Here is a 13608-nt window from a genome sequence, read left to right as displayed (position 1 = left end):
TTAACCTCGCGTCGCCACGCTTTCGGCCAGGATTGCCAGCACCAGTTGCTGGAAGTCCAGGCCAGCCGCGCGGGCCGCCATGGGCACCAGGCTATGATCTGTCATGCCTGGTGCTGTGTTGACTTCGAGCAGCCAGAACCGGCCCTGCTCGTCCTGCATCACGTCCAGCCGCCCCCAGCCTTCGATGCCAATGGCATCGCAGGCGCGCGCGGTCAGGTCGATCAGTTCCTGTTCCTTGACGCTATCCAGCCCGCACGGGATGCGGTACTGGGTATCGTTGGCGATGTACTTGGCGTCGTAGTCGTAGAACACGTGCGGCGTACCCAGGGCGATCGGCGGCAGCACCTGGCCGCGCAGTACCGCGATGGTGAACTCCGGGCCGTGGATCCACTGCTCCACCAGTACCTGGGAATCGTATTTGGCGGCGTCCTGCCAGGCGGCGACCAGTTCCTGGGTGCTGTTCACCTTGGCCATGCCGATGCTAGAGCCTTCATGGGCGGGTTTGACGATAAGCGGGAAGCCCAGTTCCGTACTGGCCTGCAAACAATCGCTTTCGCTCGCCAGCACCGCGTGGCGTGGCGTGGGAATGCCCAGGCTCTGCCACACCTGCTTGGTGCGCAGCTTGTCCATCGCCAGCGCCGAAGCGAGGATGCCGCTGCCGGTGTAGGGGATGCCCAGGCACTCCAGCAAACCTTGCATGCTCCCGTCTTCACCGCCACGGCCGTGGAGGATGATGAAGGCGCGGTCAATCTTCTCGCTCTGCAGGCGTGCGAGCAGGTCGTCACCGACGTCGATGGCAACCACGTCGACGCCGGCAGTGCTCAGCGCATCGATCACTGCGGCGCCGGATTTCAGCGACACCTCACGCTCGGCGCTCTTGCCACCGTACAGCACGGCGACGCGGCCGAACGCCTTGACGTCCAGGGTCGAGTGCAGCTTGTCGTAGGCGCTGGTCATTTCGACTTCTCCTGCTTGGCGCCTGCGAACAGCGGGCTTTTCATCAACTGGGGGGCCAGGCCACCGACATCACCGGCACCCTGGCAGAGCAGGATGTCGCCAGCGCGCAGCAGTGGCTTGACCAGCGGTGCCAGTTCGGCGCCGCGCTCGATGTAGATCGGGTCCAGCTTGCCGCGCTGGCGGATGCTGTGGCACAGCTGACGGCTGTCGGCACCGGGGATCGGCTCTTCGCCGGCCGGGTAGACCTCCATCAGCAGCAGCACGTTGGCATCGCCCAGTACCTGGACGAAATCGTCATACAGGTCGCGGGTGCGGCTGTAGCGGTGCGGCTGGTAGACGATCACCAGGCGGCGGCTTGGCCAGCCACCGCGCACAGCCTTGATCACCGCCGCCACTTCGGTCGGGTGATGACCGTAGTCGTCGACCAGCATCACACTGCCGCCTTCGACCGGCAGCTCGCCGTATACCTGGAAGCGACGACCGACACCCTGGAAGCCGGACAGGCCCTGGACGATGGCCTCGTCAGTAATGCCTTCGTCAGTGGCGATGGCGATGGTCGCCAGGGCGTTGAGCACGTTGTGGTTGCCGGGCATGTTCACCGAAACCTCCAACGGCTCGCGATCACGGCGCAGCACGGTGAAGTGGGTCTGCATGCCCTGCTGACGCACATTGATGGCGCGGATGTCGGCCTCTTCGCTGAAGCCGTAGGTCACGGTCGGGCGCTTCACCTGCGGCAGGATCTCGCGAACCACCGGGTCGTCCAGGCACATCACCGCCAGCCCATAGAACGGCAGGTTGTGCAGGAACTCGACAAAGGTTTTCTTCAGCTTGTTGAAGTCACCTTCGTAGGTCGCCATGTGGTCGGCATCGATGTTGGTGACAACCGCCACCATCGGCTGCAGGTGCAGGAAGCTGGCATCGCTTTCGTCTGCTTCAGCGATCAGGTAGCGGCTGGTGCCCAGCTGCGCATTGGTGCCGGCAGCGGTAAGGCGGCCACCGATGACGAAGGTCGGGTCCAGGCCACCGGCGGCGAACACTGAAGCCAGCAGGCTGGTCGTGGTGGTCTTGCCGTGAGTACCGGCAACGGCCACGCCATGGCGGTAACGCATCAGTTCGGCGAGCATCTCGGCACGCGGCACCACCGGAATGCGCCGCTCGAGGGCGGTGGCAACTTCCGGGTTGGCCGGGTTGATGGCGCTGGACACCACCAGCACATCGGCGGTGGCAGCGTTCTCGGCGCGGTGGCCGACGAAGATCTCAGCGCCGAAGGACTCCAGGCGTTCGGTGACCGGCGAGGCTTTAAGGTCCGAACCGGACACTTCATAACCCAGGTTCAGCAACACTTCGGCAATACCGCACATGCCCACGCCGCCGATGCCGACGAAGTGAATGCGGCGAATACGGCCCATCTTCGGCTGGGGCATGGCTTTCTGGCTCTCAACCATGGGCCACCTCCAGGCAGATATCGACCACGGTGCTGGTTGCAGCAGGTTTGGCCAGGCGCCGTGCGGTGCCAGCCATGACGTTGAGTTTCTCGGGTTGCATCAGCACCTCGTTCAGGCGTTCAGCGAGTTGCGCTGCGCCAGTTGTCGCTTGTGGCATCAGGAAGGCAGCGCCTTCGCGGGCCAGATATTGGGCGTTGTGGGTCTGGTGATCGTCGATCGCGTGGGGCAAAGGCACCAGCATCGAAGGCAGGCCTGCTGCTGCCAGTTCGCTGACAGTCAAGGCACCGGCCCGGCACACCACCAGGTCGGCCCAGCCATAAGCCTGGGCCATGTCTTTGATGAAAGGCTCTACCTGAGCCGCGACGCCCGCCTCGTGATAACGCTCGGCGGTGATCGGTGCGTGCTGCTTGCCGGCCTGGTGGAACACCTCTGGCCGCAGCGCCGCGGGCACCTCGGACAGGGCCTTAGGCAACAATTTGTTCAATGGTTCCGCACCCAGGCTGCCCCCCAGCACCAACAGGCGTGCGCGGCGCTCGCCCAAAGGCGTGCGTTGCGCGTCCATGAAGAGCTCCGGACGCACCGGGTTGCCGGTGGTGCGACGTTTGTCGCTGGCCTCGAAGGTGTTCGGGAAAGCTTCGCAGACCCGCGCCGAGAGTGGCACCAGCAACCGATTGGCGGTACCGGCCCTGGCGTTCTGCTCATGGATCACCAGTGGCACGCCGCACAGCCGCGCGGCCACGCCGCCGGGGCCGGTCACATAGCCGCCAAAGCCCAGGACACATACGGGCTTGAGCTGGCGAATGATGCGCCGTGCCTGCAGCACTGCCTTGACCAGGGTGAAAGGCGCCTTGAGCAACGACAGCTTGCCCTTGCCGCGCAAGCCGCTGACCTGAATCAGATGCAATGGCAAACCCGCCTGCGGCACCAGCTCGTTCTCGATGCCACGCGGGGTGCCCAGCCAGTGCACGCTGTAACCGCGCGCCTGGAACTCACGGGCGCAGGCCAGCGCCGGGAACACGTGCCCCCCGGTGCCGCCGGCCATGATCAACACATTTTTGCCTTCAGCGGCCATGACTGGTCTCCTCGGCAAAATCGCTTTCGCTGAATTCGTGCTCCTCACTGCCCAGATGCGTGCGGCTCTCCCACTCGATGCGCAGCAACAGGCCCACGCAGGCGCAGCAGATCACCAGCGAGCTCCCCCCGTAACTGAGAAACGGCAGGGTCAGGCCCTTGGTCGGCAGCAGGCCGACATTCACACCGATATTGATCAGGAACTGGCCAATCCACAGGAAAGCCAGACCGAACGCCATGTAGGCGGCAAAGAACTGTTTGGCTTTTTCGGCCCACAGGCCGATGTAAAGGGCGCGCACGGTGACAAACACGAACAGCGCGACGGTCAGCAGCGAGCCGACCACCCCCAGTTCTTCCGCCAGGACCGAGAACACGAAGTCGGTGTGCGCTTCAGGCAGGTAGAACTGCTTCTGCACGCTGTTGCCCAGGCCAACACCCAGCCACTCGCCACGGCCGAAGGCGATCAGTGCCTGGGTCAGCTGGTAGCCCGAGCCGAACTGATCGGCCCAGGGGTCGGTGAAGGTAATAAGGCGCGCCATCCGGTAGGGCTGCGCCTGCACCAGGACAAATACCGCCAGCACCGCCAGCACCACCATCAGGCTGAAGCGGAACAGCCCCACCCCTCCCAAAAACAACATGGCCGCCGCCGCGCCCATCATCACCACCGTGGCACCGAAGTCCGGCTCCATCAGCAGCAAGGCGGCCATGGGCAGCAGCACGATGAACGGCTTGAAGAAGCCCATCCAGGTTTCGCGCACCTCGGTCTGTCGGCGTACCAGGTAGCCGGCCAGGTAGATGACCACGAACACCTTGGCGATTTCCGAAGGCTGCACGTTGAAGAAGCTGAAACCGATCCAGCGCATGGAGCCGTTGACCTCACGGCCGATACCCGGCACCAGCACCAGTACCAGCAAGCCGAAGGCGCCAAGCAGCATCATGAAGCCCATGCGCTGCCAAGTGGCGATCGGCACCAGGATGGTTGCACCACAGGCCACCAGGCCAAGGAACACGTACACCAGGTGGCGGAACATGTGATACAGCGGGTTGCCGGACTGTACCGCAGCCACTTCCGAGGAGGCCGAAGTGATCATCACCAGGCCCAGGCCCAGCAAGGCCAGGCAACCGGCGAGCATCGGGAAGTCCAGGTCGATGCCACGGCCGCTGATCAGCGGCGACGGGTAGGGTTTGAAGATGCCGAAGATCATGCAAGACCTCCCGCTGCCTGGGCGAACAGACGCCCTCGTTCCTCGAAGTTCTTGAACATGTCGAGGCTGGCGCATGCTGGCGACAGCAGCACGGCATCGCCGGCCTGGGCCAGCTCGGCACACTGCTGTACGGCATCGTCAAGGGTCTTGACCCGAACCAGTGGCACGGCATCGCCCAAGGCCTCGGCCAGGCGCTCGGCATCACGGCCAAGCAATACCACGGCGCGGCAGAAACGCTTGACCGGCTCGCGCAGCGCAGTGAATTCAGCACCTTTGCCGTCACCACCGGCGATCAGCACCAACTTGCCTTCGATATCAGCGCCCAGGCCTTCGATGGCGGCCAGGGCTGCACCGACGTTGGTGGCTTTGGAATCGTCGTACCAGTTCACGCCATTACGCTCGCGTACCCACTGGCAACGGTGGGCCAGGCCACCAAACTCGCGCAGGGCCTCGAGCATGGGCTCGAACGGCAGGCCGGCAGCATGCCCCAGGGCCAGCGCCGCCAGGGCGTTGCTCTGGTTGTGAGCACCGCGAACCTTCAGTTCACGCGCCGGCATCAGCGTCTGGAACTCGAACGCCAGGTATTTCTCACCGTCCACTTCACGCAGGCCAAACGCTTTGAAGTCGGGCGGGTTGAGGCCGAAGGTCCAGCATGGACGGCCTTCCACCGGCAGCGGCCGGCTCAGGGCGTCCTGGCGGTTGACCACCACCTGGCGGGCACCGCGGAAAATCCGGTGCTTGGCCAGGTGGTAGGCCGGAAGGCCGCTATAGCGGTCCATGTGGTCTTCGCTGATGTTCAGAACGGTCGCCACTTCGGCGTTGAGCTGATCAGTGGTTTCCAGCTGGAAGCTGGAAAGCTCCAGCACGTACAGCTCGATGTCATCGGCCAGCAGGTCGAGCGCCGGGGTACCGAGGTTACCGCCCACGGCCACGCGTTTGCCGGCCTTGACGGCCATTTCACCGACCAGCGTCGTGACGGTGCTCTTGGCGTTGGAACCACTGATGGCAACGATCGGCGCCTTGGCATGGCGAGCAAACAGCTCTATGTCGCCAGACAGCTTCACGCCACGCGCGGCCGCCTGCTGCAAGGCCGGCGTGGCCAAGGCCAGACCGGGGCTCACGTACAACTCGTTGGCGCGGCACAGGAAGTCCACGTCCAGTTCACCACAGCGCACTTCCACCTGCGGGTAATCACGGCGCAGGGTTTCCAGTTCCGGCGGTTGCTCGCGGGTATCGGCGACCGCAAAGGCAATGCCCCGGCTCGCCAGGAAGCGAACCAGGGACATGCCGCTCTTGCCGAGGCCGACAACGATGCGGAATTGGTCGGAAGCGATCAAAGACACGCTCATCTACCTCAGTTTCAGGGTTGCAAGGCCAATCAGTACCAGGATCACGGTGATGATCCAGAATCGGACGATCACCCGGGGCTCTGGCCAGCCCTTGAGTTCAAAGTGGTGATGAATCGGCGCCATGCGGAACACGCGCTTGCCGGTCAGCTTGAAGGAGGCGACCTGGATCACCACCGACAGGGTTTCCACCACGAAGATGCCGCCCATGATGAACAGCACGATTTCCTGGCGCACGATGACGGCGATGGTGCCCAGCGCGGCGCCCAACGCCAGCGCGCCGACGTCGCCCATGAACACTTGCGCCGGGTAAGTGTTGAACCACAGGAAACCCAGGCCGGCACCGATCAGCGCGCCGCAGAACACGATGAGCTCGCCCGAGCCCGGCACGTAGGGGATCAACAGGTACTCGGCGAACTTCACGTTACCCGACAGGTAGCAGAAGATGCCCAGCGCGCCGCCGACCATCACCGTCGGCATGATTGCCAGGCCGTCAAGGCCATCGGTGAGGTTGACCGCGTTGCTCGAACCGACAATGACGAAGTAGGTCAGTACGACGAAGCCGACGCCCAGCGGAATGGTGACATCCTTGATGAACGGCAGGATCAGCGTGGTCTCGACGCTGGTGGGCGCCGTCTTGTACAGGAACACCGCCGCCGCCAGGCCGAACACCGACTGCCAGAAGTACTTCCAGCGGCTCGGAAGGCCACGCGAGTTCTTTTCGATCACCTTGCGGTAGTCATCGACCCAGCCAATGGCACCGAACGCCAGGGTGACGATCAGCACAACCCATACATAGCGGTTGCTCAGGTCGGCCCACAGCAAGGTGCTGACGGCGATGGCCGACAGGATCAGCGCCCCACCCATGGTCGGGGTGCCGGACTTGGACAGGTGCGATTGCGGGCCGTCGTTACGCACGGCCTGGCCGATCTGGCGAATTTGCAGGGTACGGATCATCCAGGGGCCCAGCCACAGCGCCAGGGACAACGCGGTCAGTACACCAAGAATCCCGCGCAGGGACAGGTACTGAAAGACCGCGAAGCCTTTGTGGAACTGTTGCAGATACTCGGCCAACAGCAGCAGCATTAATGTTTCTCCCCGCTGGCACCGCACAATGCCGCCACGACGTTTTCCATCGCAGCGCTGCGCGAGCCCTTGATCAAGATAGTGGTGTCACTGGCATTCTCGGCGCTAACCGCATCGATCAGCTCAGCTTGAGTAGCGAAATGGCGGCCATTGGCGCCGAACGCCTTGACCGCATGTGTCATGTTGGAACCCACTGCGTACAGGGCGTCGACCTTGCCACGCGCGTAGTCACCCACCTGACGGTGGCCTTCTTCCGCCCATTGCCCCAATTCGCCGATATCCCCAAGCACCAGAACGGTGCGTCCGGAAAAGCCGGCGAGTATATCAATGGCTGCGCACATAGAGGTGGGATTTGCGTTGTAACTGTCGTCGATTACCCGTACCCCGTTCGGCGCGATCTGCGCCACGGTGCGCCCCTTGACCGGTTGCACCGCCGCCAGGCCGGCGGCGATGCCGCTCAGGCTCAGACCAACGGCATGTGCAGCGGCGGCGGCGGCCAGGGCGTTGCTGACGTTGTGTTCACCCAGCACATTGAGTTGCACGGCTACTGTTTCACCGGCGCCATGCAGGGTGAAGGACGGGCAGCCACGGGCATCGCGACCAATGTCTGAAGCGTGGAAATCGGCTTTCGGGTTGCTGCGTGCGAAACTGACGACCTTGTGCGCACCGGCACGCGCCTTCCAGATATCAAAGGCTTTGTCGTCCAGGTTGAGGATGGCAATACCGCCCTGGCCCAGGCCTTCGAGAATCTCGCCCTTGGCTTCGACGATCTTGTCCGGGCCGCCGAATTCGCCAACGTGGGCAGTACCGGCGTTGTTGATGATGACCACCTGCGGTTGCGTCAGGCCTACGGTGTAGCGGATTTCGCCAATGCGCGAGGCGCCCAGCTCGATCACTGCCGCGCTGTGTTCCGGGGCGATCTCCAGCAGTGTCAGCGGTGCACCGAGGTCATTGTTCAAGTTGCCGCGGGTGGCGTGCACCAGGCCACGGGTACGCAGGATGCTGGCGAGCATTTCCTTGACCGTGGTCTTGCCGCTGGAACCGGTAATGGCCACCACTGGCTTGTCGAAAGCGGCGCGGTTCAATGCACCGAGCTGACCGAGGGCCAGGCGGCAATCGGCCACCTGCAACTGCGGCAGGTCGACATCGGCTACTTCACGCTCGACCAGGGCGGCTACTGCGCCTTTGGCTTTCACATCTGCCAGGTAGTCATGGCCATCGAAACGCGGGCCGGCCAGGGCGACGAACAGTTGCCCGGCGCTGACACTGCGGCTATCGATGCTGACGCCGGTGAACGTGGCGTCGTCACCGATGTGTTGACCCTTCAGTGCTGTGGTCAGCTGGCTGAGTGACAGCGGCTTAAGCATGTGGAGCCTCCCAGGCTGCAAGTGCCTTTTCGGCTTCGGTCAAATCGGAGAAATCATGGCGCTCGCCATTGATCTCCTGGTAATCCTCGTGCCCCTTGCCGGCCAGCACGATCACATCGTTGGCAGCAGCGGTGGCAATCAGGTGCGCGATGGCTTCGCCACGGCCGGCCACGAATTCGACGTCGTCAGGCCTGGTGAAACCGGGGCGGATATCATCGAAGATGCGCAACGGATCTTCAGTACGTGGGTTGTCGTCGGTGACCAGTACGCGGTCGGCCAGGCGCTCGGCCACTTCGGCCATCAGCGGGCGCTTGCCGCGATCACGGTCACCGCCGCAGCCGAACAGGCACAACAGCTTGCCATGAGCGTGCGGGCGCAGGGCCTCGAGTACTTTTTCAAGTGCATCCGGTGTGTGCGCATAGTCGACCACCACCAGCGGCTTGTCGCCGCCACCCAGGCGCTGCATGCGGCCTACCGGCCCCTGCAGTTGCGGCGTGACCTTGAGGATCTCGTCCAGCGCATAGTCCAGCGCCAGCAGGGTCGCCACAGCGGCAAGCATGTTGCTCAGGTTGAAGCGGCCCAGCAGCTGGCTGCGCAAGATACGCTCACCTTGGGCAGTGACGATCGTGGCGCGCACGCCATCGTCACTGAACACAGCTTCGCGGCAGAACAACGAGGCCTCTGGGCTTTCCAGGCTGTAGCTCAGCAGCCGGGTTTCGATATGGTCGACACTCGGGCGACGCGCGAAGTCGGCCGCCAGACGACGACCAAACCCGTCATCCAGGTTGACCACCTGGCAACGCAGGCTCGGCCAGGCGAACAGCTTGGCCTTGGCGGCCTCATAGGCTTGCATGCTGCCGTGATAGTCGAGGTGGTCGCGGGACAGGTTGGTCATCACCGCGATGTCGAATTCCAGTGCGGCAACCCGGCCTTGCTCCAGGGCATGGGAAGACACTTCCATGGCCACGGCCCTGGCGCCGCCTTTCTTGAGGTCGTTGAGGGTCGATTGCACGGCAATCGGGTCCGGCGTGGTCAGGCGGCCGCTCTGCAACTCGCCGTAGAAACCGGTACCCAGGGTGCCAATCAGGCCGCAGCGCTGGCCAAGCAGGTCGAGCGCCTGGGCGACCAGTTGGGTAACACTTGTCTTGCCGTTGGTGCCGGTCACGCCGACCAGATTCAACTGGCGGCTCGGTTCACCGTAGAAGCGCCCGGCGATATCTGACAGCTGAGCGATCAGGCCTTTGACCGGAATCAGGGGCACATCGGTCAGCGGCAGCACGTTGGCGCCCTGCTCTTCATAGGCCACGGCAGCAGCACCACGGGCCAGGGCATCGGCGATATGCTCGCGGCCATCGACCTTGGCACCCGGCACCGCCAGGAACAAGTCACCCGGGCGCACACTACGGCTGTCCAGGGTCAGCTCGCGAATCAACGGATCACGGCTGGCATGGGCGAAAAGTTTGCTTAATGGCATTGTCATCATCCACGCCCTCCCTTGGCGGCTGCTGCATTGACTTGTGATGGCACGGCTGGTGCTGGTGCAGGTGGCGGCAGGTTGTCTGGCGGCACGTTCATCAGGCGCAGGGTGCCGGACATGACGTTGCTGAATACGGGCGCCGAAACCAGGCCACCGAAGTAACCACCCTTTCTTGGCTCGTCGATGACCACGACGATGGCGTAGCGCGGGTCGCTCATTGGCCCGAAGCCGGCGAACAGCGAGCGGTAGGCGTTTTCGGTGTATCCCTTGGCACCCACGGTGGCCTTACGCGCGGTGCCGGACTTGCCGGCCACGTGATAGAACGGCACCTGGGCTCGGAAGACGCCACGCGGCGCTTCGATCACCTGCTGCAGCATGCCCTGAACGGTTTCGGCGACTTCCTTCGGAATGGCCTGCACGGCTTCCGGCGTCTTGTCGACCTTGATGATCGACAGCGGCACCATCTTGCCGTCGTTGGCCAGCGCCGCGTAGGCATGCACCAGCTGCAGGGCGGTCACCGATACGCCGTAGCCATAGGACAGGGTGGCGGTCTCGGCCTTGCGCCACTCACGGTGGTTGGGCAGGTTGCCGACACGTTCGCCCGGAAAGCCAAGGCCGGTGTACTGACCCAGGCCGACCTGGGACATGACCCGGTAGATGGCCTCGCCGCCGATGTCGAAGGCGATCTTGCTCATGCCAACGTTACTGGAGTTGATCAGGATGCCGGTCAAATCAAGAATCGGGCCCTCGCTGCGCGACACGTCCTTGATGGTGTAGCGGCCGATCTGCAGGCTGCCAGGGTACACCTCGACCTTGTCGGTCGGCTTCCAGCGGCCACTCTGCAGCGCCGCACTCATGGAGATCGGCTTGACCGTTGAGCCCGGCTCGAACACGTCGATGATCGCCCGGTTACGCATGGCCGCCGGGAACATGCTACGGCGGTTGTTGGGGTTGTAGGTCGGCTGGTTGACCATGGCCAGGACCTCACCGGTCTTGACGTCCATGATCACCAGGCTGCCGGCCTTGGCGTCCTGTTCGGCAATGGCGTTGCGCAACTCGCGGGTAGCCAGGTACTGCAGGCGCAGGTCTATCGACAACGCCAAGGTCTTCCCGGCCTTGGCGTTCTTGGTTACCTGAATGTCCTTGATCAGCCGACCGCGCCGGTCCTTGATCACCTGGCGCTTGCCGGGCACGCCGGCCAGCCACTCTTCATAGGCCAGCTCCACCCCTTCACGACCGTGGTCGTCGAGGTCGGTAAAGCCGACCATGTGCGCAGTCACATCACCGGCCGGATAGAAGCGGCGGAATTCTTCCAGTCCGTACACACCAGGCACTTTGAGGTCGAGCACGTGCTGGCCCTGCTCGGGGGTCAGCCCCCGGACCAGGTAGATGAACTCTTTGTTGGCCTGCTGGGTCAGGCGCTCGATCAACTGCTGCGGGTTTTGCCCCAGCGCAGCGGCCAATTGCGGCCAGCGCTCCTTGGAGGCCTGCATCTCTTTGGGGTTGGCCCACAACGTGGTGACCGGGGTACTCACGGCCAACGGCTCACCGTTGCGATCGGTGATCAAGCCGCGGTGCGCCGGGATGGGGATGTGACGCAGGCTGCGTGCATCGCCCTGGCCCTTGAGGAAGTCACGGTCAACCACCTGGAGGTCGATGATGCGCCAGCAAATGGCGCCGACCATGATCGCCAGCAAGCCGATCACTACGCGGAAGCGCCACGGGTAGAGTGCGCCTTCGAGCTTCATCATGGCGCCACCATCCGGACTTCGTCAGCTGACGGCACGCGCATCTTCAACTGCTCGGAGGCCAGGTTCTCGATGCGGCTGGCAGCGGTCCAGGTACTCTGCTCAAGAATCAGCCGACCCCATTCGGCCTGAGCCTTGTCGCGCTCGTTCAATTCACCGTACAGGGTGTTGAGCAGTTGACGGTTCCAGTGCGCACTGTAGGACACGGCAATGGCCGAAACCAACACGCCGACGAACAGCAAAAGCATCAGGAAGCTTCCGCCTGGCAAGGGTTTGGCAAGTAGCCTGCTCACCGCAGCTTCTCCGCCACGCGCATCACGGCGCTACGCGACCGCGGGTTGGCCTTGAGCTCGGCCTCGGAGGCGAACTGAGCCTTGCCGATCAGCTTGATTTTCGGCTCGAAGGCCTTGTGCTGAACCGGCAGGTTACGCGGCAGGTTGTCGGCCTCACCCTTCACCAGCTTTCGCATGAACAGCTTGACGATACGATCTTCCAGCGAGTGGAAACTGATGACCGCCAGGCGACCACCGACTTCGAGCGCATCGAGCGCAGCCTCAAGACCGGCCTCCAGGTCACCCAGCTCGTTGTTGACGTGAATGCGAAGGCCCTGGAAGGCACGGGTAGCCGGGTTCTTGCCCTTTTCCCATGCCGGGTTGGCCACTTTGAGCACCTCCGCCAGGTCGGCGGTACGGGTGAAGGGCTGCTTCTCACGGCGCTCGACCACTGCACGCGCCATTCGCCCGGCAAAGCGCTCTTCGCCGTACTCCTTGAAGACGCGGGCGATTTCTTCCACGGGCGCAGTGGCGATGAACTCAGCGGCACTGATGCCCTGGTCCGGGTTCATGCGCATGTCCAGCGGGCCATCATTGAGGAAGCTGAAGCCACGCTCCGGGTCATCCAGCTGCGGCGAGGACACGCCCAGGTCCAGCAACACACCACTGACCTTGCCGTGCAGGCCGCGTGCTGCCACTTCTGCACCCAGCTCGGCAAAACTGCGCTGCACAATGACAAAGCGGCCGTCTTCGGCCGCCAGCGCTTGCCCCGTGGCAATCGCTTGTGGATCTTTGTCGAAGCCCAAGAGCCGACCTTGCGGCCCGAGCTTGCTGAGTATCAGACGGCTGTGTCCGCCCCGGCCGAAAGTGCCGTCCAGATAGCAACCGTCGGCGCGCAGGGCCAATGCCTCGACAGCTTCGTCGAGCAGGACGGTAATGTGGTTGAAGCCGCTATCTATGGTCACAGGATCAGGTCACGCAATTCGTCGGGCATGGCGCCCGGTTGTTGAATAGCTGCAAGGTCAGCTGCCGAAACCGCGTTCCAGGCATCTTCATCCCACAGCTGGAATTTGTTCAGTTGCCCCACCAGCATCGCCTTCTTGTCGAGCTTGGCGTACTCACGCAGGCGGGGCGGCACCAGGAAACGCCCACTGCCATCGAGCTCCAGGTCAACCGCATTACCAATCAGCAAACGCTGGAGGCGGCGGTTTTCCTCACGCAACGATGGCAAGGCACGCAACTTGGCTTCTATCTGTTCCCACTCATCGAGGGGATAAACACACAAACAGGGGTCTACGGCGTCAATGGTCACGATCAGTTGGCCATTGCAACGTGAGTCGAGCTCGTCACGGTACCGACTCGGCATGGCGAGACGGCCCTTGGCATCGAGGCTGACGGCGTTGGCTCCGCGGAACACGGCTGTGATTCCCCACAATGTTAGCTTTTTTGTGTCAGAAAACCCACTTCATCCCACTTTCTGCCACTTGCGCACACTATAGGAATCCGCCCGCAGCACCGTCAAGGCACGTTCATAAGGAAAAGCCTTACAGGACCGAGATTTAGCGCAACAAGGGAACGCGGAAGGACTGCCAGAGAGAAAAAAACACGAGAAAAATCAAACCCACGCAAGCGAA

The 13608-nt window shown here is 63.2% G+C and carries 12 protein-coding genes; all 12 read right to left on the bottom strand.

The annotated features are described in order from the left end of the window. Genes C4Q27_RS16715 through mraZ form a run of 12 tightly spaced genes read right to left on the bottom strand, consistent with a single transcriptional unit; the run spans position 1 to position 13391 of the window. Positions 1–957, bottom strand: coding sequence for a D-alanine--D-alanine ligase (locus tag C4Q27_RS16715; RefSeq protein ID WP_020192745.1), 957 nt, complete (start codon positions 955–957; stop codon positions 1–3). Further along, positions 954–2402 (bottom strand): UDP-N-acetylmuramate--L-alanine ligase, encoded by a 1449-nt coding sequence (murC, locus tag C4Q27_RS16710; RefSeq protein WP_010952455.1) that lies wholly within the window; start codon positions 2400–2402, stop codon positions 954–956. Before murC ends, C4Q27_RS16715 begins: the two co-directional genes overlap by 4 nt. Beyond that, positions 2395–3474: an undecaprenyldiphospho-muramoylpentapeptide beta-N-acetylglucosaminyltransferase gene (gene murG / locus C4Q27_RS16705; RefSeq protein WP_010952454.1), complete on the bottom strand. Its 1080-nt coding sequence runs from the start codon at positions 3472–3474 to the stop codon at positions 2395–2397. The genes murC and murG overlap by 8 nt, the downstream gene beginning before the upstream one ends. Then, positions 3464–4678: a putative lipid II flippase FtsW gene (gene ftsW, locus C4Q27_RS16700; protein ID WP_020190051.1), complete on the bottom strand. Its 1215-nt coding sequence runs from the start codon at positions 4676–4678 to the stop codon at positions 3464–3466. Before ftsW ends, murG begins: the two co-directional genes overlap by 11 nt. After that, positions 4675–6021 (bottom strand): UDP-N-acetylmuramoyl-L-alanine--D-glutamate ligase, encoded by a 1347-nt coding sequence (gene murD, locus C4Q27_RS16695; protein ID WP_064491343.1) that lies wholly within the window; start codon positions 6019–6021, stop codon positions 4675–4677. Before murD ends, ftsW begins: the two co-directional genes overlap by 4 nt. Before the next feature lie 6 nt (positions 6022–6027). Continuing rightward, positions 6028–7110: a phospho-N-acetylmuramoyl-pentapeptide-transferase gene (gene mraY / locus C4Q27_RS16690; RefSeq protein WP_003251852.1), complete on the bottom strand. Its 1083-nt coding sequence runs from the start codon at positions 7108–7110 to the stop codon at positions 6028–6030. Continuing rightward, positions 7110–8477: a UDP-N-acetylmuramoyl-tripeptide--D-alanyl-D-alanine ligase gene (gene murF, locus C4Q27_RS16685; protein WP_104887086.1), complete on the bottom strand. Its 1368-nt coding sequence runs from the start codon at positions 8475–8477 to the stop codon at positions 7110–7112. Before murF ends, mraY begins: the two co-directional genes overlap by 1 nt. Continuing rightward, positions 8470–9960 carry a UDP-N-acetylmuramoyl-L-alanyl-D-glutamate--2,6-diaminopimelate ligase gene (locus tag C4Q27_RS16680; RefSeq protein WP_177410007.1) on the bottom strand — a complete coding sequence of 497 codons (1491 nt, stop codon included), beginning with the start codon at positions 9958–9960 and terminating at the stop codon, positions 8470–8472. The genes murF and C4Q27_RS16680 overlap by 8 nt, the downstream gene beginning before the upstream one ends. Then, positions 9957–11702: a penicillin-binding protein 2 gene (locus C4Q27_RS16675; protein WP_162490564.1), complete on the bottom strand. Its 1746-nt coding sequence runs from the start codon at positions 11700–11702 to the stop codon at positions 9957–9959. The genes C4Q27_RS16680 and C4Q27_RS16675 overlap by 4 nt, the downstream gene beginning before the upstream one ends. Next, complete coding sequence (ftsL, locus tag C4Q27_RS16670; protein ID WP_010952448.1) at positions 11702–11995, bottom strand: cell division protein FtsL; 294 nt, start codon at positions 11993–11995, stop codon at positions 11702–11704. Before ftsL ends, C4Q27_RS16675 begins: the two co-directional genes overlap by 1 nt. Further along, positions 11992–12939, bottom strand: a complete 948-nt coding sequence (rsmH, locus tag C4Q27_RS16665; protein ID WP_014592285.1) for a 16S rRNA (cytosine(1402)-N(4))-methyltransferase RsmH — start codon at positions 12937–12939, stop codon at positions 11992–11994. Before rsmH ends, ftsL begins: the two co-directional genes overlap by 4 nt. Beyond that, a complete protein-coding gene (gene mraZ, locus C4Q27_RS16660) occupies positions 12936–13391 on the bottom strand; it encodes a division/cell wall cluster transcriptional repressor MraZ (RefSeq protein WP_004575120.1) in 456 nt (151 codons plus the stop codon). Before mraZ ends, rsmH begins: the two co-directional genes overlap by 4 nt. Positions 13392–13608: the final 217 nt, after the last annotated feature.

Origin of the sequence: Pseudomonas sp. SWI36, assembly GCF_002948105.1 — a bacterium.
GTDB classification, from domain to species: Bacteria; Pseudomonadota; Gammaproteobacteria; order Pseudomonadales; family Pseudomonadaceae; genus Aquipseudomonas; species Aquipseudomonas alloputida.
Note: the sequence above shows the minus strand (reverse complement) of the source record. Positions and strands in the feature narration are given on the sequence as shown.

Bases quoted from the DNA above. Each gene is read 5' to 3' on its own strand.
- C4Q27_RS16715 (WP_020192745.1), bottom strand. From the start codon at position 957: ATGACCAGCGCCTACGACAAGCTGCACTCGACCCTGGACGTCAAGGCG.
- murC (WP_010952455.1), bottom strand. From the start codon at position 2,402: ATGGTTGAGAGCCAGAAAGCCATGCCCCAGCCGAAGATGGGCCGTATT.
- murG (WP_010952454.1), bottom strand. From the start codon at position 3,474: ATGGCCGCTGAAGGCAAAAATGTGTTGATCATGGCCGGCGGCACCGGG.
- ftsW (WP_020190051.1), bottom strand. From the start codon at position 4,678: ATGATCTTCGGCATCTTCAAACCCTACCCGTCGCCGCTGATCAGCGGC.
- mraY (WP_003251852.1), bottom strand. From the start codon at position 7,110: ATGCTGCTGCTGTTGGCCGAGTATCTGCAACAGTTCCACAAAGGCTTC.
- murF (WP_104887086.1), bottom strand. From the start codon at position 8,477: ATGCTTAAGCCGCTGTCACTCAGCCAGCTGACCACAGCACTGAAGGGT.
- C4Q27_RS16680 (WP_177410007.1), bottom strand. From the start codon at position 9,960: ATGATGACAATGCCATTAAGCAAACTTTTCGCCCATGCCAGCCGTGAT.
- C4Q27_RS16675 (WP_162490564.1), bottom strand. From the start codon at position 11,702: ATGAAGCTCGAAGGCGCACTCTACCCGTGGCGCTTCCGCGTAGTGATC.